The organism is Cupriavidus sp. 05L310, assembly GCF_056398185.1.
Genome location: NZ_JBFTOX010000012.1, coordinates 52,483 through 73,162 on the forward strand (window position 1 = coordinate 52,483; position 20,680 = coordinate 73,162).

The 20,680-nt window shown below is 66.9% G+C and carries 20 protein-coding genes; 10 read left to right on the top strand and 10 right to left on the bottom strand.

Annotation, left to right across the window (positions count from 1 at the left end):
* Nucleotides 1–395: 395 nt before the first annotated feature.
* Complete coding sequence (gene aceA, locus AC1DS6_RS11030; RefSeq protein WP_441634654.1) at nucleotides 396–1,691, top strand: isocitrate lyase; 1,296 nt, start codon at nucleotides 396–398, stop codon at nucleotides 1,689–1,691.
* Between the two features lie 360 nt (nucleotides 1,692–2,051).
* On the top strand, nucleotides 2,052–2,804 hold the full coding sequence (gene loiP / locus AC1DS6_RS11035) for a metalloprotease LoiP (RefSeq protein ID WP_441634656.1): 753 nt from the start codon (nucleotides 2,052–2,054) through the stop codon (nucleotides 2,802–2,804).
* Nucleotides 2,805–2,920: 116 nt separating this feature from the next.
* On the opposite strand, the gene AC1DS6_RS11040 is transcribed toward loiP, so the two are convergent.
* On the bottom strand, nucleotides 2,921–3,355 hold the full coding sequence (locus AC1DS6_RS11040) for a universal stress protein (RefSeq protein WP_035864994.1): 435 nt from the start codon (nucleotides 3,353–3,355) through the stop codon (nucleotides 2,921–2,923).
* A gap of 111 nt (nucleotides 3,356–3,466) precedes the next feature.
* Entirely contained in the window at nucleotides 3,467–4,417 is a 951-nt protein-coding gene (locus AC1DS6_RS11045; protein ID WP_441634659.1) for a LysR family transcriptional regulator, read from the bottom strand.
* 242 nt (nucleotides 4,418–4,659) lie between these two features.
* Between AC1DS6_RS11045 and AC1DS6_RS11050 the strand changes: the two genes are divergently transcribed.
* Both AC1DS6_RS11050 and aceB read left to right on the top strand, forming a co-directional pair.
* Entirely contained in the window at nucleotides 4,660–5,361 is a 702-nt protein-coding gene (locus AC1DS6_RS11050; RefSeq protein WP_045241533.1) for a haloacid dehalogenase type II, read from the top strand.
* Nucleotides 5,362–5,404: 43 nt separating this feature from the next.
* Nucleotides 5,405–6,991, top strand: a complete 1,587-nt coding sequence (aceB, locus tag AC1DS6_RS11055) for a malate synthase A (protein ID WP_441634661.1) — start codon at nucleotides 5,405–5,407, stop codon at nucleotides 6,989–6,991.
* A gap of 316 nt (nucleotides 6,992–7,307) precedes the next feature.
* Here the strand turns inward: aceB and AC1DS6_RS11060 are convergent, their stop codons facing one another.
* The 7 genes from AC1DS6_RS11060 to AC1DS6_RS11090 all read right to left on the bottom strand — a co-directional run bounded on the left by AC1DS6_RS11060 (nucleotide 7,308) and on the right by AC1DS6_RS11090 (nucleotide 14,615).
* Nucleotides 7,308–8,684: an LLM class flavin-dependent oxidoreductase gene (locus AC1DS6_RS11060; protein WP_441634663.1), complete on the bottom strand. Its 1,377-nt coding sequence runs from the start codon at nucleotides 8,682–8,684 to the stop codon at nucleotides 7,308–7,310.
* A 39-nt stretch (nucleotides 8,685–8,723) separates the two neighbouring features.
* Entirely contained in the window at nucleotides 8,724–10,079 is a 1,356-nt protein-coding gene (locus AC1DS6_RS11065) for an LLM class flavin-dependent oxidoreductase (RefSeq protein WP_477102497.1), read from the bottom strand.
* Nucleotides 10,076–11,323, bottom strand: a complete 1,248-nt coding sequence (locus AC1DS6_RS11070; RefSeq protein WP_441634667.1) for an acyl-CoA dehydrogenase family protein — start codon at nucleotides 11,321–11,323, stop codon at nucleotides 10,076–10,078. The genes AC1DS6_RS11065 and AC1DS6_RS11070 overlap by 4 nt, the downstream gene beginning before the upstream one ends.
* A gap of 22 nt (nucleotides 11,324–11,345) precedes the next feature.
* The gene (locus AC1DS6_RS11075) at nucleotides 11,346–11,690 is read right to left on the bottom strand and encodes a DUF3088 domain-containing protein (protein WP_441634669.1); all 345 of its coding nucleotides are present in this window, start codon (nucleotides 11,688–11,690) and stop codon (nucleotides 11,346–11,348) included.
* Nucleotides 11,691–11,736: 46 nt separating this feature from the next.
* Entirely contained in the window at nucleotides 11,737–12,924 is a 1,188-nt protein-coding gene (locus tag AC1DS6_RS11080) for an acyl-CoA dehydrogenase family protein (RefSeq protein ID WP_441634671.1), read from the bottom strand.
* Nucleotides 12,925–13,237: 313 nt separating this feature from the next.
* Nucleotides 13,238–13,669: a VOC family protein gene (locus AC1DS6_RS11085; protein WP_441634673.1), complete on the bottom strand. Its 432-nt coding sequence runs from the start codon at nucleotides 13,667–13,669 to the stop codon at nucleotides 13,238–13,240.
* A gap of 214 nt (nucleotides 13,670–13,883) precedes the next feature.
* Nucleotides 13,884–14,615 (bottom strand): SGNH/GDSL hydrolase family protein, encoded by a 732-nt coding sequence (locus AC1DS6_RS11090; RefSeq protein WP_441634675.1) that lies wholly within the window; start codon nucleotides 14,613–14,615, stop codon nucleotides 13,884–13,886.
* 153 nt (nucleotides 14,616–14,768) lie between these two features.
* On the opposite strand from AC1DS6_RS11090, the gene AC1DS6_RS11095 reads away from it, so the two are divergent.
* Both AC1DS6_RS11095 and AC1DS6_RS11100 read left to right on the top strand, forming a co-directional pair.
* Nucleotides 14,769–15,239, top strand: a complete 471-nt coding sequence (locus AC1DS6_RS11095; protein ID WP_441634677.1) for an SRPBCC family protein — start codon at nucleotides 14,769–14,771, stop codon at nucleotides 15,237–15,239.
* Nucleotides 15,236–16,714 (top strand): DHA2 family efflux MFS transporter permease subunit, encoded by a 1,479-nt coding sequence (locus AC1DS6_RS11100; RefSeq protein ID WP_441634679.1) that lies wholly within the window; start codon nucleotides 15,236–15,238, stop codon nucleotides 16,712–16,714. The genes AC1DS6_RS11095 and AC1DS6_RS11100 overlap by 4 nt, the downstream gene beginning before the upstream one ends.
* A gap of 23 nt (nucleotides 16,715–16,737) precedes the next feature.
* On the opposite strand, the gene AC1DS6_RS11105 is transcribed toward AC1DS6_RS11100, so the two are convergent.
* The gene (locus AC1DS6_RS11105) at nucleotides 16,738–17,007 is read right to left on the bottom strand and encodes an acyl-CoA-binding protein (RefSeq protein ID WP_035864953.1); all 270 of its coding nucleotides are present in this window, start codon (nucleotides 17,005–17,007) and stop codon (nucleotides 16,738–16,740) included.
* A gap of 199 nt (nucleotides 17,008–17,206) precedes the next feature.
* On the opposite strand from AC1DS6_RS11105, the gene tsaB reads away from it, so the two are divergent.
* The 4 genes from tsaB to AC1DS6_RS11125 all read left to right on the top strand — a co-directional run bounded on the left by tsaB (nucleotide 17,207) and on the right by AC1DS6_RS11125 (nucleotide 20,661).
* The gene (gene tsaB / locus AC1DS6_RS11110) at nucleotides 17,207–17,977 is read left to right on the top strand and encodes a tRNA (adenosine(37)-N6)-threonylcarbamoyltransferase complex dimerization subunit type 1 TsaB (protein ID WP_441634681.1); all 771 of its coding nucleotides are present in this window, start codon (nucleotides 17,207–17,209) and stop codon (nucleotides 17,975–17,977) included.
* A gap of 86 nt (nucleotides 17,978–18,063) precedes the next feature.
* A complete protein-coding gene (gene rimI / locus AC1DS6_RS11115) occupies nucleotides 18,064–18,558 on the top strand; it encodes a ribosomal protein S18-alanine N-acetyltransferase (RefSeq protein WP_035865087.1) in 495 nt (164 codons plus the stop codon).
* Nucleotides 18,555–19,526 (top strand): uracil-DNA glycosylase, encoded by a 972-nt coding sequence (locus tag AC1DS6_RS11120; protein WP_441637660.1) that lies wholly within the window; start codon nucleotides 18,555–18,557, stop codon nucleotides 19,524–19,526. The genes rimI and AC1DS6_RS11120 overlap by 4 nt, the downstream gene beginning before the upstream one ends.
* Nucleotides 19,507–20,661 (top strand): DUF1853 family protein, encoded by a 1,155-nt coding sequence (locus AC1DS6_RS11125; protein ID WP_441637662.1) that lies wholly within the window; start codon nucleotides 19,507–19,509, stop codon nucleotides 20,659–20,661. The genes AC1DS6_RS11120 and AC1DS6_RS11125 overlap by 20 nt, the downstream gene beginning before the upstream one ends.
* The last annotated feature ends 19 nt before the right edge of the window (nucleotides 20,662–20,680 follow it).

Sequence of the window (20,680 nt, forward strand, 5' to 3'; positions counted from 1 at the left end):
AGCAGCATCGCGGCCGGCACTGCCGGCCGTTTGTTTTTCACAATGCGGAAAGATGTTTTGCGCGGCAAAAAATGTAGATGCGAAGCACAACTGCCGTTTCTCATGATGGAGAACCGTTTGCCGTATTGTGAAATATGTTTCGTAAGTTATTGATTTAAAACAGTAAAAAAACTCAGCAGCGACTGCATTCCGTGCTGTTGCGACGCGGGACGTTTCCCTACACTCTTATATAAGACACATGACCTGAGGCGTGAAAAACAGGGGTGGCGAGGCAGCAGGACCTGGCCTCCAAACCGTCCCCCTAAGCGCACCGGTCGGCAAGCTCGGCACCGTGGTCCGGCAAGCCTGTCGCAAGTTGCTTATGCCATACCCGTCATCATCACTAGGAGAGTGAAATGTCCCGCGAAACCGAAGCAAAGAACTTGCAAACAGAATGGGATACCAACCCCCGCTGGAAGGGCGTCGCGCGTCACTACACCGCCGATGACGTTGTGCGCCTGCGCGGCTCCGTGCAGATCGAGCATACCCTGGCCCGCCGCGGTGCCGAAAAGCTGTGGCACCTGCTTAACACCGAACCGTTCGTCAATACGCTGGGCGCGCTGACGGGCAACCAGGCCATGCAACAGGTCAAGGCTGGCCTCAAGGCCATCTACCTGTCGGGCTGGCAAGTCGCTGGCGACGCCAACCTGGCCGGCGAAATGTATCCCGACCAGTCGCTGTACCCGGCCAACTCGGTGCCGCAAGTGGTCCGCCGCATCAACAACACCTTCCAGCGCGCCGACCAGATCCAGTGGAGCGAAGGCAAGGGCGACACTGACTACTTCGCGCCCATCGTGGCCGATGCCGAAGCCGGTTTCGGCGGCGTGCTGAACGCCTTCGAACTGATGAAGTCCATGATCGACGCGGGCGCAGCCGGCGTTCACTTCGAAGACCAGCTGGCTTCGGTCAAGAAGTGCGGCCACATGGGTGGCAAGGTGCTGGTGCCGACGCGTGAAGCTGTCGCCAAGCTGACCGCCGCGCGCCTGGCTGCCGACGTGTCCGGCGTGCCGACCCTGGTGATCGCCCGTACCGACGCTGAAGCCGCCGACCTGCTGACTTCCGACGTGGACGAGCGCGATCGCCCGTTCTGCACCGGTGAGCGCACGGTGGAAGGCTTCTACCGCACCAAGCCCGGCATCGAGCAATCGATCTCCCGCGCCCTGGCCTACGCGGAAGTGGCCGACCTGGTGTGGTGCGAAACCGGCAAGCCGGACCTGGAATTCGCCAAGAAGTTTGCCGAAGCCGTCCACGCCAAGTTCCCTGGCAAGCTGCTGGCCTACAACTGCTCGCCGTCGTTCAACTGGAAGAAGAACCTGGACGACGCCACCATCGCCAAGTTCCAGAAGGAACTGGGCGCCATGGGCTACAAGTTCCAGTTCATCACGCTGGCTGGCTTCCACTCGCTGAACTACTCGATGTTCAACCTGGCCTACGGCTATGCCCGCAACCAGATGACCGCCTTCGTCGAACTGCAGGAAAACGAGTTCAAGGCGGCCGAGAAGGGCTTCACCGCCGTCAAGCACCAGCGCGAAGTCGGCACCGGCTACTTCGACGCAGTGACCCAGACCATCGAAGGCGGCCAGTCGTCGACTACCGCGCTCAAGGGTTCGACCGAAGACGAACAGTTCTTCGACGACAAGAAAGTGGCCTGATGTTTCGGATCTTCGGATCTGCAGATCAATAGCTGGTCACCTGGAGGGCGTGCGACCATCACGCCCTTCATTTAGGCGCCGCGCCGTGTCTCTCTCAGGGACGGCGCGGTTTTTTGCTTTCTGGCGCCTGGCCGATGCCCGGACCGGCAGGGGAGTCGGGGTCGATGAGTGAGAAATGTCAAAAATTGTGACTGTAGCGATTCAGACATTTGTCGTTCACTTGGAATGATTTCAGCGATATGATTCCACCCGTGTGTCAAAAGAGGCACACAGCAGGGTTGCCGGTTAGTCACCGGCGCATATCCATAAAGATCACTGGCGGCAATCCAGCCGGTGCACATTCCAAGAAGAAAACCAAGCATGAAGCACAAACTCTCCCTGGCGGCCATCGCCGGTCTTTCCGCCATTCTGGTCGGCTGCGCCGGCACCAATGTCGACGGCATGATGGGTGCCGGCACGTCGCTGTTCAAGGCGGCCTCCCTGAGCGACGGCGACGTCAAGACCATGTCCGACAAGTCGTGCGCCGAGCTCGACAGCACCAACAAGATAGCTGCGCCCAGCAGCAACTACGCCAAGCGCCTGACCAAGATCATGGCCGGCCTGCAGTCGCCCGGCGTGCCGAACGTCAATGCCAAGGTCTACCTGACCAAGGACGTCAACGCCTGGGCCATGGCAAACGGCTGCGTGCGCGTGTACAGCGGCCTGATGGACATGATGACCGACGACGAAGTGCGCGGCGTGGTTGGCCACGAACTGGGTCACGTGGCCCTGGGCCACACCAAGAACAAGATGCAGGTGGCATACGCCGCCATGGCGGCGCGCGGCGCGCTGGCCGCCAGCGGCAATGGCGCCGTGGCTGCCTTGTCGGCATCGCAACTGGGCGAACTGGGCGAGCAGCTGATCAACGCGCAATTCTCGCAAACGCAGGAGAGCGCCGCCGACGACTACTCGTACGACCTGCTGACCAAGAATAAGGCCAATACCCGCGGCCTGGTCTCGGCGTTCCAGAAGCTGGCCAAGCTGGACGGCGGCAAGTCGGGCATGTTCTCGTCGCACCCTGGCTCGGAAGACCGCGCCAAGCATATCGAAGACCGCATCAAGTCGGCCAGCTGATCTCAACCGGCGCAGCCGGTTAGACGGAAGGACGGAAGGATGAAAAGGCTGGCTGCCCCGACGGGCAGCCAGCCTTTTTGAATTCCACCGCCTCATGCCATGGCGCGTGCCGGCGCTCAGCGATACACGATGACCGGAATGTCTGTGTGCGTGAGTACCTTCTGTGTTTCGCTGCCCAGCAACAGGCCGGAGAGACCGCGCCTGCCATGCGATGCCATGAAGATCACGTCGCAGCCATGGCGCTCGGCCGCGTCGATGATGCCCAGGTAGGGCACGGCAAAGGTGCTCATGTCGGCGTCAAAACTGATGCCGTCGGCCCTGGCTGCGGTTTCCACTTCCTTCAGGTACAGCTTGGCCTGGCTTTCGATGCGGTCCTTGAAGGCCTGGGGCGCTTCCACCACGATCTCGCTGAAGGGCGTGTAGGGATATTCCTCCAGGCAGACATAGGCGGTGACCCGCGCATTGATTGTCTTGGCCAGTTCCAGCGCGCCGTCGATGGCTTTCTTGGACAGCTCCGAACCGTCGGTGGGTAGCAGGATGTGCTTGAACATGCTGGACTCCTTAGGGACGCGGTTTAACGGGTGGTGGGGGGCAGGCCGCACGGCACCTGTCGGATTTCATTGTAGGCAGGGGTGGCTCATGCGTCATTGCCTTATATCAAATTACTGATTGACCGCCAGTTGCTGCCTGGCGGCGGAAGCTTGTTCCGCGCGCCGCCAGTACGCCGGATTCCCGTAGGTGTTCTTCAGATGGTCGATAAACAGCCGCACGCGCAGCGGCAAGTGCTTGCGCTGCGGAAAGACCGCATGAATGCCGATCGGCGGCGCCTGGAACTCATCCAGCACGGTGACCAGCCGGCCACTCGCGATCTCTTGCCCCACCTCCCACCATGATCGCCAGGCCAGCCCGTGGCCTTGCAGGCACCAGGCGTGCAGCACCGCGCCATCGGAACATTCCATGGTGCCGCCGACCTTGACGGTGAGAGGGCGTCCTTCCTGCTGGAAGGCCCAGCCGCGCTGCACATTGGCGCTGGCGCCGAAGGCCAGGCAATTGTGGCGGGTCAGGTCCTCGGGCAGGGCGGGTACGCCGTGACGCGACAGGTAATTGGGAGAGGCCACCACCACGCGCCGGTTCTCGGCCAGGCGGATCGAGACCAGGCTGGAATCGGGCAGGTCGCCCAGGCGGATGGCGCAGTCGAAGCCCTCGTTGACCAGGTCGACCACGCGGTCGGACAGGTCCAGGGTGATGGTCACATCCGGATGCGACTCGATGAACAGCGGCACCAGCGGCGCCACATGCTTGCGCCCGTAGCCAGCCGGCGCGGTCACGCGCAGGTGGCCGCTGGCCTTGACGCCGCCGGCCGAGACGCTGGCTTCGGCGTTGTGCAGGTCGTTGAGGATGCGCTGGCAGTCCTCCAGGAACGCCGAGCCCTCGAAGGTCAGGCTGATCTTGCGGGTGGTGCGCAGCAGCAGCTTGACGCCCAGGCGCTCTTCCAGCGCATCGATGCGGCGCCCGATGATGGCAGGCGCCACGCCCTCCGCCGCCGCCGCCGCCGACAGGCTGCCCCGCGCGGCCACGGAGACGAACGTCTCCAATTGCTTGAAATGATCCACGGTATTCGCCAGTTTTGTGCCTCATTCCGCCCAAAAATCGGGGGGCTTGAAGCAATGGGGTGGATTTGGTGCCTATTCTTTACAGCGTTCGCAAAGATTAGTGGGGTAAAAGTAAAAGATCAAGTGACCCGGGCCGACTTTGCCGCACCGCAACGTCTCCCTACAATGCATGCATTCATTGGTGTACAGGCCCACGCAATGCGCTGGCCTGCCGGGTTTGCCCAGGGGAACCGCTTCAGCTCATGCAAAAGATCCGCGCAGTCGTCTTCGATGCCTACGGCACGCTGTTCGACGTGTATTCCGTCACCGCGCGCGCGGAGCAATTGTTTCCGGGCAAGGGCGAAGCGCTGGCGCTGCTGTGGCGCGAGCGGCAGATCGACTACACCCGCATCCGCTCGCTGGCCGCGCCCGACGGCGCATACTACAAGCCGTTCTGGGCGATCACGGTGGACGCGCTGCGCTATGCCGCCGAGCGCCTGCAACTGGTGCTGAACCCCGCCGCGGAGGCGCAGCTGCTCAAGGAATATGCCTGCCTGTCTGCCTTCCCGGAGAATCTCGGGGCGCTCAAGCGCCTGCGGGCCGCCGGGCTGCCGCTGGGCATCCTGTCCAACGGCAATCCCGAGATGCTGGACATCTCGGTCAAGAGCGCCGGCATGCACGGGCTGTTCGACCACGTGCTGTCGGTGGATGCGGTGCGCATGTACAAGACCGCGCCCGACGCCTACGCGCTGGGCCCCAAGGCCTTCGGCGTACCGGCCGGGGAAATCCTCTTCGTCTCGTCCAACGGCTGGGACGCTTGCGGCGCCACCTGGTATGGCTACACCACGTTCTGGATCAATCGTGCCGGCCATCCGGCGGAGCAGCTCGATGTGAGCCCCTCCGGCACCGGGCACGACATGAACGACCTGCTCGAATTCGCCCGCACCCGCGGTGCGGCGGTTTGACAGCGGGCACCCTAAACAAACCATCGATCACAGGAGAACACTGATGGCCATCACGCTGCCTGCGGGCATGAAGATTACCGGCGAAATCCTGCCGGCCTACGAAGACATCCTCACGCCGGCGGCCCTGGCCCTGGTGGACAAACTGCATCGCGCCTTCGAGCCGCGCCGCCAGCAACTGCTGGCTGCCCGCGTCGAGCGCACCAAGCGCCTGGACGCCGGCGAGCTGCCCGACTTCCTGCCTGAAACCAAGAGCGTGCGCGAAGGCGACTGGAAGGTCGCGCCGGTGCCCCCCGCGCTGCATTGCCGCCGCGTGGAAATCACCGGCCCGGTGGAAGCCAAGATGGTCATCAACGCGTTCAACTCCGGCGCGGACAGCTACATGACCGACTTCGAGGACTCCAACACCCCCAACTGGCACAACCAGTTGCAGGGTCAGGTGAACCTCAAGGCCGCCGTGCGCCGCACCCTCACGCTGGACTCGAACGGCAAGCACTACAAGCTCAACGACAAGATCGCCACGTTGCAAGTGCGCCCGCGCGGCTGGCACCTGGACGAAAAGCACGTCACCATCGACGGCCAGCGCGTCTCCGGCGGCATCTTCGATTTCGCGCTGTTCCTGTTCCATAACGCCAAGGAACAGATCGCACGCGGCGCCGGCCCGTTCTTCTACCTGCCGAAGATGGAAAGCCACCTCGAAGCCCGTCTGTGGAACGACGTCTTCGTCATGGCCCAGAACGAAATCGGCCTGCCGCAAGGCACCGTCAAGGCGACCGTGCTGATCGAAACGATCCTGGCCGCCTTCGAGATGGAAGAAATCCTGTATGAACTGCGCGAGCACAGCGCTGGCCTGAACGCCGGCCGCTGGGACTACATCTTCTCGTGCATCAAGAAGTTCAAGGTTGACAAGAACTTCTGCCTGGCCGACCGCGCCAAGGTCACCATGACCTCGCCGTTCATGCGCTCGTACGCGCTGCTGCTGCTCAAGACCTGCCACAAGCGCGGCGCGCCCGCCATCGGCGGCATGAGCGCACTGATCCCGATCAAGAACGATCCGGAGAAGAACGCCATCGCCATGCAAGGCATCATCAACGACAAGAAGCGCGATGCCACCGACGGCTACGACGGCGGCTGGGTGGCGCACCCGGGACTGGTCGAGCCGGCCATGAAGGAATTCGTGGCAGTGCTGGGCGACGCGCCCAACCAGTTCGGCAAGCAGCGCGACGACGTTAACGTGACCGCCAAGGACCTGCTGGACTTCCAGCCGGAAACCCCGATCACCGAAGCCGGCCTGCGCATGAACATCAACGTCGGCATCCACTACCTCGGCTCCTGGCTGGCCGGCAACGGCTGCGTGCCCATCCATAACCTGATGGAAGACGCCGCCACCGCCGAAATCTCGCGCTCGCAAGTGTGGCAGTGGATCCGCTCGCCCAAGGGCAAGCTGGAAGACGGCCGCAAGGTGACCGCAGAGATGGTGCGCGCGCTGATCCCGGAAGAACTGGCCAAGGTCAAGGAGTTCGTCGGTGGCGACACCAGGACCTATGACCGCGCCGGCGAAATCTTCGAGCAGATGTCCACGTCGGAAGATTTTGCCGAGTTCCTGACGCTGCCGCTGTACGAGGAAATCTGATCGGACCGTTGCAGTAGACTGGCCGGGGTTCTGCCCCGGCGTAAATAACCCGCAGCCACCCGCGCTGCGGGTTTTTTTATGGATGCGCCCGGCTGGGCACATCCGCTGCCGGTGGCGCTGGTTCGGCGGTCCGCCGCCCGCTGGCACATCCTCAGCGCTTATTGCATCGGCTTCACACTGTTCATCGGGTGTACGGTCTTCGTGTCGCAATGGATAGCAGCGCACTTGCCGTAGTGACGTGCTGCGGGTCCGAGCGGGCGCAGCGTTTCACGCGCGAGGAAGTCCGGATCGGATGCGGGGAGGGAGGGCGAAGTGGTCATGCGGCAGCGGCAATGATGGAGGTGGCGGGTCCGGAGGCGGCTGCGGGATGCGCGGGGCGCTTGAGGCCCAGGTGTTCGCGCAGCGTGCTGCCCGAGTACTCGGTACGGAACAGGCCGCGGCGGCGCAATTCCGGCAGCACCAGCGCGATGAAATCGGTGAGCCCGCCCGGCAATACCGGCGACATGATGTTGTAGCCGTCGGCGCCGAATTTCCGGAAGCGCTCTTCGAGCTGGTCCGCGATCTGTACGGGCGTGCCGACCAGTTGCCAGTGGCCGCGCGCGCCGGCCACGCGCTGGTAGAGCTGGCGGATGGTCAGGTTCTCGCGCCGCGCGAGATCGATCACCAGGCGCTGGCGGCTCTTGCTGGCGTTGGTCTCGGGCAGTTCGGGAATCGGCCCGTCGAGCGGATAGCCGGACAGGTCGAAGCCGCCGCTCAGGCCCGATACCAGTGCCAGCCCGACCACGGGGTCGATCAGCGATTGCAGTTGCTCGAATTTCTCCCGGGCTTCGCTCTCGCTTTCCGCCACGACCGGGAACACGCCGGGCAGGATCTTGAGATCGTCCGGCTCGCGGCCGTATCTGGCTAGCCGCCCCTTGACGTCGGCATAGAACGCCACCGCGTCCTCCACGGTCTGCTGCGCCGTGAACACAGCCTCACCGGTGCGGGCCGCCAGCTCCTTGCCGGCTTCCGATGAGCCAGCCTGCACCACGACCGGGTGGCCCTGCGGCGTCCGCGAAACGTTAAGCGGCCCCTGCACCGAGAAATGCTTGCCCTTGTGGCGCAGCACATGGCGCCGGGCCGGATCGTAGTAGCGCCCGCTGGCCTTGTCGCGCAGGAAGGCGTCGTCTTCCCAGCTGTTCCACAGGCCGGTGACCACGTCGGCAAATTCGGCGGCTCGCTCGTAGCGCTCGGCATGCGCCAGGTGGTGGTCGCGGTTGAAGTTGCGCGCTTCGTGCTCGCTCGACGATGTGACCAGGTTCCAGCCCGCGCGTCCACCGGAAATGTGGTCCAGAGAGGCGAACTTGCGGGCCACGTGATAGGGCTCGTTGAAGCTCGTCGATGCCGTGCCGACCAGGCCGATGCGCTCGGTCACCGCGCCCAGTGCCGATAGCAGGGTGATGGGTTCGAACTGCGCCTGGTAGCTGTGCGCGGTGCGGCTGAGAAACTCGGTATCGTCGCCGCGCGTGCCCACGCCGTCGGCCAGGAAGATCAGGTCGAACTTCGCCGCCTCGGCGGCCTGCGCCAGCGCCACGTAATGCCTGAAGTCGATGCCGGCGTCGGCCTTGGCGTCGGGATGGCGCCAGGCGGCGATATGGTGGCCGCTGGGGTAAAGGAAGGCGCCCAGGCTGAGGAAACCGCTACGTTGAGCCATGATGGATTGTCTCGCGTCTTGCTGATGTCAGTGTTGGTGTCAGGCCGCCTCGCGGGCGCTTTGCCGCCCTTGCGGCCGTGCCAGGCCCAGATGCTCGCGCAGCGTGCCGCCTTCGTACTCCGTGCGGAAGATGCCGCGCCGCTGCAAGATCGGCACCACGCCGTCGACAAAATCCTGCAGTCCGCCGGGCAATGCATCGGGCATCAGGTTGAAGCCGTCGGCCGCGCCGTGCCGGAACCAGTGCTCGATGTCGTCGGCGATCTGCTCCGGCGTGCCGACGATCACGCGGTGCCCGCCGCCGCCCGCCAGCTCGCGGATCAGTTCGCGCACGGTATAGCCGTGGCGCCGCGCCAGCGCGAGCGTGGCATTGAAGAAGGTATGGTTGCCGTTGCCATTGGCCGGCAGGGCGAGGCTGGCGGGCAGGCGTTCGTCGAGCTTGAGGCGGTCCGGCGTGATGCCCAGCGTGCCGGCCAGCCGCGTCAGGCTGTAGTCCCACGGGATCAGGTCGACCAGCTCGTCGCGCCGCCGGCGCGCCTGTGCTTCCGTTGCGCCGATGATGGTGGTCAGCCCCGCCAGCACCTGAACGGCATCGGGTCCGCGCCCTAGCGCCTGCGCGCGCGATTTCAGCTCGCGCCCGTAGGCCAGCGACTCCTCGAACGATTGCGAGGCCGAGAACACGGCTTCCGCGTGGCGCGCCGCCAGCTCGCGGCCATCCGCGGAGCCGCCTGCCTGCACCACCACCGGATGGCCTTGCGGCGAACGCGGCAGGTTGAGCGGTCCTTGCACCGAGAAATGCTCGCCATGGTGCGCGATCGGCAGCACCTTGCCCGGGTCGACGAAGCGGCCCGATGTCTTGTCGCCGACGAAGGCATCGTCCTCCCAGCTGTCCCACAGCGCCTTGACGACCGCGGTGAACTCGGAAGCGCGCGCATAGCGCTGCGCGTGATCCGGCGCCGCGTCGCGCCCGAAGTTGCGCGCCGAGGGCGCGTCGGCGGTGGTGACCACATTCCATCCGGCGCGCCCGGCGCTCACGTGGTCCAGCGTGGCGAAACGCCGCGCGATGTTGTAGGGCTCGTTGTAGCTGGTGGACGCCGTGCCGATCAGGCCGATATGCGTGGTGGCCGCCGCGATGCTCGCCAGCAGCACGGTCGGCTCCAGCGCGGTGATCGGGCGGAAGTGGATCTGGTCGACGATGGCGGCGTTATCCGCGAGGAAGACCGCGTCGAGCTTGCCGGCCTCGGCGATCTGCGCCACGCGGATGTAGTGCCGCACATCGGCGAAGGCGCCGGGGTCGCTCTCGGGCAGCCGCCAGGCCGACGGCACGAAACCCGAATGCAGGATGTTGATGTTGAGGTGAAGCTGGCGCGGCCGGCGCGATGCAAGCGGTGCGCTCATTGGAATGTCCCCGGTTCCGGATGGCCTTCGCCGAGTACCCAGCGGCCTACATTGCGGGTCTTGTATTCCGACGGGTTGTGCAGCGTGTGGATGCGGGCGTTGCGCCAGAAGCGGTCCAGGCCAACCTTGCGCACCGCCGAGCGTGCGCCGGTGACTTCGAAGATATCGCTGGAGACCTGCAAAGCGACTTCGCCGGCCAGCACATTGGCTGCCGCGATGGCGACAGCCGCTTCGCCGCGTTCTTCGGCGGTGAGCTTTTCGCCGCGCGCCTGCACGCCGTCGAGCGCCGCCAGCGCGCGGTCGGCCAGCGCGGTGGCAGCCTGGGTCCTGACCCAGAGTTCGCCGTACTGGCGCCGCACCCAGGGGTCGTCGACATGGCGCTCCACGCCCGAGTGGATCCACGGGCGCGACTGGTGCACCGTGTATTCGCGCCCGGCGCGCAGCGCGCCCTGGGCCGTGCCGATAAACACGTTGAGCAGCACGCTTTGCTGCTGCAGCGGCGTGACCGTGCGGTAGGGCTCGGGCGGCGCGCCGGTGGGATTCAGCGGCACGGGCTCGCCCAGCACCTCGTCCTGGTGTACGCGCACGCCGCGGTAGGTGACGCGGCCGCTGCCGGTCTGGCGCTGGCCGATGCCGTCCCAGTCATCCTCGATCACGATGCCCTCGCGGTCCGCGGGAATCGCGGCGAAGCGTCGCTCGCCGCTTTCGGCATCCTCCCAGGCAATCGCCAGGAAGTCGGCGACATGCGAGCCCGAGGTGAAGGGGCGGTAGCCGTCCAGCACGAACCACTCCCCGTCGCGCCGGCCAAACAGGCTGTTGGAAAAGCTGTTGGCGGTATTGCCCCAGAACCAGTTGCCCTCGACTGACCGGCGCCACAGGCTGGCCGCCTTCTCCGGTGCATTGCGCAAGCGCGGGCTCAGCAGGCTGCTGTAGTGATAGCCGAACAGATGGCCAAGCGAGCCATCCACCTGTGCGAACAGGCGTGTGATGCGCAGCACGGTCGACCAGGACTCGCCCTGGCCGCCATGCTCGCGCGGCAGCAGTAGGGCCAGCAGGCCGTGCTCCTTGAGCAAGCGGATCTGTGCCAGTGGTTTCCCGCCGGCCTGGTCGCGCGCGATGGCGTCTCCGGCGAAGCGGTCGCGCAGTGCCACGGCGCGCGTGACGAAGGGGTTGCCGGAGTCGGGTTCGAACAGCGCGGGCGCTGCATCTTCCAGCGCGTGAAGGTAAGCGACGTTAGCGGTCATGATGGCGTTCCGGTTGGTGCGCTCAGTGCACCTTGGCAAAACCGTGGCGTTCGGCCAGCAGTTCGAGGATGCGGCGGCTGTCGGTGACGAAGCGCAGTTCGCCCAGGGCTTGCGCATCGGCGGGTGCCGGCGCGGCGTCGCCCAGGACCAGCGCGGGCAGGCCCTGGTGCGCTTCGCCGAGCACGGCGATCACCGTCTGGCGCGGACGCGCGAAGGGCACGCGCGTGATGTCGAGATGCCCGGCCAGCGCCGGGTCAGAGGCCAGCAAGCCTTCGATGGCCAGGCAATGCGGGCAGACGTAGCGTTCGCCGGGTTGCTTGGGGTCGGTGAATCCGGGTTGCAGCAGGAACAGTCGATCGCGGCTCATGGGAATCAATGAAATGAATCAATGGAATACCGGGTGATCGGTAAAGTCAGCGGTACACGGCCGGGGAGGGGAATTCGCCCGTGAGCAGCCATGTGCCCACCGTGCGTTTCTTGTATTCCGCCGGGTTGTGCAGCGTATGCGTGCGCACGTTGCGCCAGAAGCGGTCGAAGCCGTTGGCGTTGGTGGCGGAGCGCGCGCCCATGACCTCGAAGATCTCGCTGGAAACGGCCAGACCGGTTTCCCCCGCGTACAGGTTGGCCGTGGCCAGTTCGATCGCCGCGCGTCCGCGCAACTCCGGCGTCAGCGCCGCGCCGTGGCGGTAGATCGCGTCCAGGCTGCGCGCGGCCTGGTCGGCCAGTTCCGTGGCCGCCAGCGTGCGGATGGCGAGTTCGCCGTACTTGCGCTGGACCCACGGGTCATCGACATGGCGCGCCACGCCCGAGTGGATCCACGGGCGCGACTGCGTGGCGGTATAGGCACGGCCTTCGTCCAGCGCTCCCTGCGCCGTGCCAATGAACACATTGAGCAGCACGCTTTGCTGCAGCAGCGTGACCAGCGAGGCAAAGGGCGTCAGCGGATCGTCGGGCTGGCCCAGGAGTTCGTCGTCGCGCACCAGCACGCCGTTGAAGGTGACGGTGCCGCTGCCGGTCTGGCGCTGGCCGATGCCGTCCCAGTCATCCTCGATCACGATGCCGGCGCGCTCCGCCGGCACGACGCCCGTCAGCCGCTGGCCGAGTTCGTTTTCCCAGGCGACCTGGATCACGTCGGCCACATGCGTGCCGCTGGAGAAGGGCCGGAAGCCGGTGACTATCCAGCCATCGTTGCCGGGCGCGCGCCGGGCGCCGGAGGTCTTCGACAGGGCATTGCCCGAATTGCTCCATAGCCATTGCTGCTGCGCGGCCTCACGCAGGAGGCGGTCTTTCTGCTCCGGCGCGCCGCGCGCCAGCACGGTATGCACGGGGAGGTGGTGGTAGCCGAAGAGGTGGGCCAGCGAGCCATCGGTGCGCGCGAACTCGCGCACGACCCGCAGCAGCGACAGCCACGAAGCGCCGCCGCCGCCGTAAGCCGCCGGAATGCCGGCCGCCAGCAGGCCGCTTTCCTTGAGCAGGCGAATCTGCGCGGTGGGCCGGCCGCCGGCTTTGTCGCGCTGCGCGGCATCGGTATGGAAGGACTCGCGCAGCACCACTGCGCGGGCGACGAAGGGATCGGTCAGATCCGGGCCGAAGGTGGACATGCTTGATTTGGCGAGGTGGACCGGCGGCGATGCGCCGGGCGGTCCGGTTGGGCCTGGAGCCCGCCGGAACACGGCCGGCAGGTTGGCCGGCGATGTCCCTGGCAAGCTCAGCGTTGTCTTCTCTTTGTCGTCTCGTTGTTTGCACCGGAGACACGATAGAACAAGCTCGCCACGCCACCAACGAAGCAAACTGCGCTTGCATATCCACTTTTATGGATGGCGGCCCGCCGCGATGGCCACTCGCAGGAATTTCCTCGCGACAGTTCGGAAGGGGCCCGTGCCCAGGCGAACCGCGCTTGCGGCAGCGCCGCCGCTAGGCCGCCTCCACGGCTCGTTTCCCGTCCATTGCAGCACCGTATCCTTCGCCCTTCCACTCGATGAAACAGATGCCATGGCCGAAGGGATCGGACAGCATGGCCTGCCGGCCCCAGACGAAATCCTGCGGCCAGTCCTCGAGTTCGGCGCCGGCTTCCAGCGCGCGCTCGATGGCGGCTTCGAGGTCTTCCACCACAAAGTCGAGTTGTACCGGCATCGAGCGCCGGCGATAGTTGCGCCGTCCGTCGGCACGTGCGCCGGGCGAGGTGCCTGGCGCACCGGCGAGCAGGTAGATGGGCGTGGTGCCGCCCGCCATTTCTGCCACGGTTCCGTCGAACAGCTTGCGCGCCAGGCGCAGTCCCAGGCCGCGCTGATAGAAGCCGATGCCGCGCGCGAGGTCGTCGACATCGATATTGACCAGCAATTGCATCGCTGCCTCCTGCTTAGATTGGGGCGATTTCACTCCGGAGCGTTCCGCCTGCCGCCACGTGCGTGCCGGATGCGGATGGTGAGTCAGACGCTTGCCAGCAAACATCCGCTGAGTGAGGAGCGGGATTGTGCGCCAACACTCCTGACAAATACTGTCAGGAGTGTTGTAGCCGGCGCCCGTCCGCGCAAGGCTGGCAAGGCGCCCGGAGCGGCCTTCAGGCGCGCGCCGGCGCCAGCAGCGCGGCCACGACGGGCGCCAGCGCATCGCCGAGCGCCATATGGTCGGCGGCATCAAGGTGCACGCCGTCGACCTCGCTGCTGCGGATCACCGTGCCGGTGTCGAACCAGTCGCAACCGCGGGCGCGGCAGACCGCCTCAAAGGCTTGCGCCAGCCCGGCGCATTTGTGCTCGCCACCCGCGAACTTGGGCGCCAGCGGCCCGCGCGGCTTAGTGATGGGGGGCGGCACCAGCACCAGTACCGGCGGCACCGGCATGCCGGGCTCGATGGGCGCGCCGCGGATCGCGTCGAGCAGGGCGCCGATGCCTTGCGCGGCATGCCAGGCATTGTGCGGGTGCATGGACTGGAAGTCGTTGCTGCCGAGCATCAGGATGACGAGGGCCAGCGGCGCGTGCATTTCCATGCGCTGTGCCAGGCCCTGGATGCCGTTGCGGCCGGGTTTGAAGGGGTCGTCCCAGACCGTGCGGCGGCCGTTGAGGCAGTCTTCGAGTATGCGGACCGGGCGCTGGCCGCCGGCGGCCGCGCCGTTCGCCACATTCAGGGCAAGCTCCAGGCGCCCAGGCCAGCGCACCGGCCAGGGCAGGCGCTGCCGCGTTCCCGGCACGATGCCCCACGACAGCGAGTCGGCATAGACCAATACCTGGAGCGGGTCGGCGTACGCGCTGTCGAGGGGGGAGGGAACGGTAGCGGACTGCGGGGGATGGCTCATGGGCATTCTCCGTGGCGGGCAGGACTGGCGGGAAGCGTCGGGTAAAGCCGCATTGGCAGCTTTGCGACAGGGTTCCGGGCGCGGAAGTTTTGCTGCGAACCTTGGCTCGGAAACCCTCATAATATCGGCTAACAATAGATCGGGAGAGTGAAGTTGCGTTTCGAGCACCTGGTGGAGATCAACGATCCACGAAATATCCAGTTGGACATGCTTACGCCGGAGCAGCTCTGGCAAGGGCTGGTGCTGCGCAGTGCCGAGCCCGAGCTGTTTGTGATGGGGCTGGACCGCGCGGAGATCGTGGAACGGGGCGACGACTGGGTCGAGCGCAAGCTGCACTTCGGCAAGGCCACGATCCGCGACCGCGTGGTCTTCGAGCGACGCCGCGTGGTGCGCTATGAGACCGCCCCCACGGACGAACACGCAGGCGGCACCCTGACCATGGCGATCGAGACGCCGGGCCCTGGCGCGCTGCTGCTGCGCTTTATCTACGAGACCACCATGCCCGCGGTGGACGACAGCGGCGACGACCGTTACGCCGAGATCGTCAAGTCGGCCTACCATGAGGCCGACCTCGACACCGTGCGCAAGATTCGCGAAATGGCAGCCCTCGGGCGGCTGGGGTGAGCGGGCAGCCTTCGTCGCCTGCCCCCGGCGGGCAGCCGGGCGGACCGACCCGGGAATCGCTGCGGGCGCGCTATGGCAGCCGCCTGCGCTGGCTGGTGCTGCTCACGCTGATGCTGGGGACGGTCTCATCGATCGTGTCGTCGACCATCATCAACGTGGCCATTCCGGACCTGAGCCGGCATTTCGTGCTGGGGCAGGAGCGCGCGCAATGGGTGGCGGCCAGCTTCATGATCGCCATGACGCTGTCGATGCTGCTGACCCCCTGGCTGCTCAACCGCTATGGCCTGCGCCGCACCTTCCTGGGCAGCCTGTTGCTGCTGGGCGCGGGCGGGCTGGTTGGCGGATTTTCACCGACTTACGGCGTGATGATCGCCATGCGGGCGGCCGAGGGCGTTGCCGCGGGGATCCTGCAGCCGCTGCCGAATATCCTGATCCTGCGGGTGTTCGAGGAGCGCGAGCAGGGCAAGGCGGTCAGCCTGTTCGGCTTCGGCGTGGTGCTGGCGCCGGCGCTGGGGCCGAGCTTGGGCGGCTTCCTGGTGGAGGCCTTCGGCTGGCGCTCGATTTTCTTCGTGGTGGTGCCGCTGACGCTGATCGGGCTGTGGATGGCGCGGCGCTTCATGGCGGTGGACTCCGCCATGATGGGCGAGCGCAAGCCGCTCGACTGGCAGGGCCTGGGGCTGGCCGGTATTGCCACCGTGAGCTTGCTCAACGGGCTGGTGCAGATGCGTGAAAGCCTGCCGGCCGGGCTGGCGTTGGCCGGCTTCGGGGTACTGATGCTGGTGGTGTTCGTGCTGTGGCAGTTGCGCGCCGCCCATCCGCTGATGAATATGCGCCTGTACAGCTACCAGCAGTTCGCGGCCGGGGCAGTGGTGGCGTTCATCTACGGCGCGGGGCTGTTCGGGTCCACCTACCTGCTGCCGGTCTATATGCAGTTGGCGCTGGCCTATACGCCGTCGCGCGCCGGCCTGGTGCTGTTGCCTGCGGGCATCGCGCTGGCCTTGACCATCGCCGCGTCGGGACGCCTGTCCAATCGCGTCGCGCCGCATTGGCAGGTATCCGTCGGCCTCGCGCTGCTGGCGGCTTCCTTCCTGCTGATGGCGATGGGCACCAAGGCCACGCCTTACCTGCTGCTGGTGGGGTTTGCGATACTCGGCCGCATCGGGCTGGGCTGCATCCTGCCTTCGCTGACGCTGGGTGCGATGCGCGGCGTGGATTATTCGCTGATCGCGCAGGGCTCCAGCTGTATCAACTTCCTGCGGCAACTGGGTGGCGCCATCGGCGTGAGCCTGGCCGGGGTGGGGCTGCAATGGCGGCTGGCGGCGCAGGGCGCGGTGCTCGGCCCGGAAGGCGACGCCGCCGCGCGCATCCGCGCCTTCGACGAAACCTTCCTCGCGGTGGGGCTGGTTATCGCCACCGCGATCCTGGCGGCCTGGCGGATCCGGCCAAGGCCGCTGTCCGACGCGGCGCAGGCCTAGGGGGACCGGGGGGCGGTCCGGCTTCAGGCGGTGGTGCCGCTGCGCAGTTCCTCCACCAGCGCGATGTATTTTTCCCTGGCGTCGTCCTGGGACGTGCCCTTGAGCGTCTCCCAGGCCTCGAACTTGTAGCGGCCGACGAAATCGGTCATGCCCGGCTTGTCGCCGTGGGCGTCGCCCTCGCTGCCCTGCTTGAACAGCGCATACAGGCGCAGCAGGGTCATGTTGCTGGGGCGCTCGGTCAGTTGCTTGACGTCGAGCTGGGCTTGGGCGAAGCGTGCCTGCAGGTCGCTCATGGGATTCTCCGGGATGGGTTTGAAGGGGAAGCGTTGGGGGACAAAGCGCGTGAGCCGCGATGATAGCGCCCGCCACGGTGCGTTGGCGCCGAAAGAAACCGAAGAACACTTCAGTCCGCGGGGAAGGGGCGCCCGGTTGCGGGTTGGCCCGGACGCGCGCAAGTTCAGCTTTTGAGGTCGCTCCGGATACAATCTCGCCATGTCCTGGATTCTTGCAGTTGAAACCTCCACCGAGTGGTGTTCGGTCGCGCTCGGGCGCCTTGCCGATGGCGGCGCCCTTGAGTGCCTGGTTCGTCATGAACATACCGGCCCGCGCTCCTCTTCCCGCGTGTTGCCGGCCGCCGGCGAGCTGCTGGCCGAGGCCGGCATCGCCTTGTCCGATTGTGCCGCCATCGCGTTTGGCGCCGGGCCGGGCTCCTTCACGGGCCTGCGCACCGCCTGCGGCGTGGCCCAGGGGCTGGCCTTCGGGGCCGACCTGCCGGTGATTCCCGTCAATTCGCTGATGGCCTGTGCCGAGCGCGTGCGCCTGGGCGGGGAGGGGATGCCCGCCTTGCCGCCCGGCGTGTCGGTGCTGGTTGCCCTGGATGCGCGCATGGACGAAGCCTATGCGGGCGCTTTCCGCTGGGATGCCGGCGCGCACGAGTGGCAGGCAGCGACCGAAATGCAGGTGTGCCCGCCCGAGGCCGTCAGCCTGCCGGCAGGGCCGTTCTGGCTGGCCGGCAGCGCCGCTGCCGTGTTTGGCGAGCGCCTCAAGGCCACGGGGATTGCGCAGCAAAGCGTGCCCGAAGCCTTGCCCGCCGCGCCGGCGCTGGTATCGATTGCCCTGCGCGCGCTGGCACGCAATGAAACCGTCGCGGCGGCGGACGCCATGCCGATCTACCTGCGCGACAAGGTTGCCCAGACCATCGCCGAGCGCCAGGCCGCGGCGGCGCGGCGCGCCTCGCTGGCCGCGGCGGGGGAGCAGCCGTGAGCGTGGAGCGCAACCTGCCACCCGCCGACGGCGCGGCCCGTCCCGGCTCTGGCCAGGGAGCCGGCGCCGGCTGCGCGTGGCCCGACATGCCGGTGATGCCGAGCATACCGGCAGGCTGGGCCATCGGCCGCATGAGCGCGCTGGATGTCGAAGCCGTCGCGGAGATCGAAGCCAGGGCCTATAGCCATCCGTGGACGCGCGGCAATTTCGAGAACTCCGTCAAGGCGGGGCATATTGGCCTGACTTTGCGGGATCCCGGCGGCGTGCTGGTTGCCTATACGGTGCTGATGCCGGTGGTCGACGAGATGCACCTGCTCAATATCACCGTGGACCCGGTGCGCCAGCGTGGCGGGCTGGGCCGGCTGCTGCTGGCCGTCGCCCTGGCCACGTCGCACGGGCATCACCTGCATACCATGCTGCTGGAAGTGCGGCCATCCAACGTCGGTGCGATCGAGCTGTACCGCCAGGCGGGCTTTGCCGAGATCGGGCGGCGCAAGGGCTATTACCCGGCCGCGGGCCATGCGCGGGAGGATGCGCTGGTGCTGCGCCGCGCCTGGGCGCCTGTGGAGGCCATGCCATGAGCCGCCGCGCCAGGTTTCTCGAAGTGCTCGGCATTGCCGATGAATGGGTGCTGCGCCGCGCGCCAGCCATGCCGGAGGCCGCCGAGCCACCCGGGGCGGCCGCGGATGCCTCCGCCGGTGAAGATGCCCTGGATCACGACGACCTGCCCGCGCAGGAAGCCGCGCAGGTTGTCATCACGCGCGCTGCCGCTGTCGATGCGCCAGCCGGAGCCGGCGCGGACGACGCGGTTGCAGTGGCGGCGCCTTCCGCATGGGGGCCAGACATGGATGCCGGACCCGTCCCCGCACCGGTCCGCCTTCCCCCCCGGCCGCCCGTCGCGATCCCGGCGGAAAGCGGCTTCGATCCCTCGCCGGCAGCCCAACCGGGTGTGGACGCCGATGCGCGTTCCGCCGCCATTGCCGCGCTGGACTGGACCGCGCTCGAACAGCGCGTCTCGGGCTGCGTGGACTGCCAGTTGTGCAACGGCCGCACCCAGACTGTATTCGGCGTGGGCGACCGCCAGGCCGAATGGATGCTGATCGGCGAGGCGCCTGGCGAAAACGAGGACAAGCAGGGCGAGCCCTTCGTCGGCCAGGCCGGCAAGCTGCTCGACAATATGCTGGCTGCCCTGGACCTGGCGCGCGGACGCAACGTGTATATCGCCAACGTGCTCAAGTGCCGCCCGCCCGGCAACCGCAATCCCGAGCCGGAAGAGGTCGCCCGGTGCGAACCCTACCTGAAGCGCCAGATCGCATTGATCCAGCCCAAGCTGATCGTGGTGCTGGGGCGCTTTGCTGCTCAGTCCCTGCTGCGCACCAGCACGCCGATTGGCAAGCTGCGCGGCACCGTCCACAGCTATGAAGGCATCCCGGTGGTGGTGACCTACCATCCCGCCTACCTGTTGCGCACCTTGTCCGACAAGGCGCGTGCCTGGGAGGACCTGTGCCTGGCACGCGAGGTGCACGACCGTGCGGGAGCCAAGGCCTGATTTCGCGCTAAGCCCCGGCGGCGCCATCGAGATGGCGCCGCTCTGGCGCCATGCCGCCTCGCAGCGCCTGCGCGAACTCGCCTGGTGCTCGCTTTCGCCCCCATTGCTCGCGTTCCTGCCCGAAGCTGACGCGGCCCATCCCGTCGTCAACGGCTCGGCGCCTTCGCAGGCGGCCCTGGCGCGCTGGCCTGAAGGGGCGCTGGCCGCCTGGCAGCGCTGGCTGCCGGCTGCCGATCCCGGTTCGCTGCCGCCCACCATTGCCGAGCTGGCGCTTGGCCAGGAACAGCAGCGCGTGCGCGGCCCGTCGCCCGCGCCCAGCCTGCGCCTGGGCCGCCACGCGGAACGCCTGCTGCAATTCACGCTGGAACACACCGAGGGACTGGAACTGCTCGCGGCGAACCTGCCGGTGCGCCGCGCCGGCACCCATGGCGTGCAAACGCTGGGGGAGCTGGATTTCGTCTGGCGAGACGTGGCTAGCGGCGCCACCGTGCACTGGGAGATGGCGGCCAAGTTCTACCTGCTGGTCGAGCCCGTGGCGGATGCCGGGTCGCGCGATGGCGGGACCGGCAAAGCCGTGCTGGACCGGCATTGTTTTGTCGGTCCCAACCTGGTGGACCGGCTGGGCGACAAGCTCGAACATATCGTGCGCCGCCAGCTGCCGCTGTCGCACACGCCGGAGGCCCGCGCGCTGCTGGGCCGGCCGGTCGATCGCAGCGAGGTCTACCTGCTCGGGTGGCTGTTCTACCGGGACGGCGTGGTGCCGGCTGCCATCAGCGATCTGGGCATCGCGCCCGACCACTTGCATGGCTGGTGGTCTACCTTGCAGGACTGGTCGGACTGGGCGCGCAAGCGGGAAGGATCGCGCTGGTACCGGCTGCCGCGCTCGGCATGGATGGCGCCGGCCAGGGTGGCGCAAGCGCATACGGAGACGCCGGAGGCGGTGCATGAGGCCCTGGCGCAGCGCTTTGCCGAAACGCACCACGAGAAGAACTGGCGGCGCGAGGCCCCGGTGATGCTATGCGAAGTGGAGCCGGCGGGGCAGCCCGGCGTGTGGCGGGAACGTACGCGCGGCTTCGTGGTGCCGCCGGGGTGGGAGGAGCGTGCGCGCCAGCGCATCGCCAGGCCGGTGGGGTGAGGGCCGTGCCTGGCCCTCT

Excerpts from the sequence above, each read along its gene's own strand:
- aceA (WP_441634654.1), top strand. The coding sequence starts at position 396 with ATGTCCCGCGAAACCGAAGCAAAGAACTTGCAAACAGAATGGGATACC.
- loiP (WP_441634656.1), top strand. The coding sequence starts at position 2,052 with ATGAAGCACAAACTCTCCCTGGCGGCCATCGCCGGTCTTTCCGCCATT.
- AC1DS6_RS11040 (WP_035864994.1), bottom strand. The coding sequence starts at position 3,355 with ATGTTCAAGCACATCCTGCTACCCACCGACGGTTCGGAGCTGTCCAAG.
- AC1DS6_RS11050 (WP_045241533.1), top strand. The coding sequence starts at position 4,660 with ATGCAAAAGATCCGCGCAGTCGTCTTCGATGCCTACGGCACGCTGTTC.
- aceB (WP_441634661.1), top strand. The coding sequence starts at position 5,405 with ATGGCCATCACGCTGCCTGCGGGCATGAAGATTACCGGCGAAATCCTG.
- AC1DS6_RS11060 (WP_441634663.1), bottom strand. The coding sequence starts at position 8,684 with ATGGCTCAACGTAGCGGTTTCCTCAGCCTGGGCGCCTTCCTTTACCCC.
- AC1DS6_RS11065 (WP_477102497.1), bottom strand. The coding sequence starts at position 10,079 with ATGAGCGCACCGCTTGCATCGCGCCGGCCGCGCCAGCTTCACCTCAAC.
- AC1DS6_RS11070 (WP_441634667.1), bottom strand. The coding sequence starts at position 11,323 with ATGACCGCTAACGTCGCTTACCTTCACGCGCTGGAAGATGCAGCGCCC.
- AC1DS6_RS11075 (WP_441634669.1), bottom strand. The coding sequence starts at position 11,690 with ATGAGCCGCGATCGACTGTTCCTGCTGCAACCCGGATTCACCGACCCC.
- AC1DS6_RS11080 (WP_441634671.1), bottom strand. The coding sequence starts at position 12,924 with ATGTCCACCTTCGGCCCGGATCTGACCGATCCCTTCGTCGCCCGCGCA.
- AC1DS6_RS11085 (WP_441634673.1), bottom strand. The coding sequence starts at position 13,669 with ATGCAATTGCTGGTCAATATCGATGTCGACGACCTCGCGCGCGGCATC.
- AC1DS6_RS11090 (WP_441634675.1), bottom strand. The coding sequence starts at position 14,615 with ATGAGCCATCCCCCGCAGTCCGCTACCGTTCCCTCCCCCCTCGACAGC.
- AC1DS6_RS11105 (WP_035864953.1), bottom strand. The coding sequence starts at position 17,007 with ATGAGCGACCTGCAGGCACGCTTCGCCCAAGCCCAGCTCGACGTCAAG.
- tsaB (WP_441634681.1), top strand. The coding sequence starts at position 17,207 with ATGTCCTGGATTCTTGCAGTTGAAACCTCCACCGAGTGGTGTTCGGTC.
- rimI (WP_035865087.1), top strand. The coding sequence starts at position 18,064 with ATGCCGGTGATGCCGAGCATACCGGCAGGCTGGGCCATCGGCCGCATG.
- AC1DS6_RS11120 (WP_441637660.1), top strand. The coding sequence starts at position 18,555 with ATGAGCCGCCGCGCCAGGTTTCTCGAAGTGCTCGGCATTGCCGATGAA.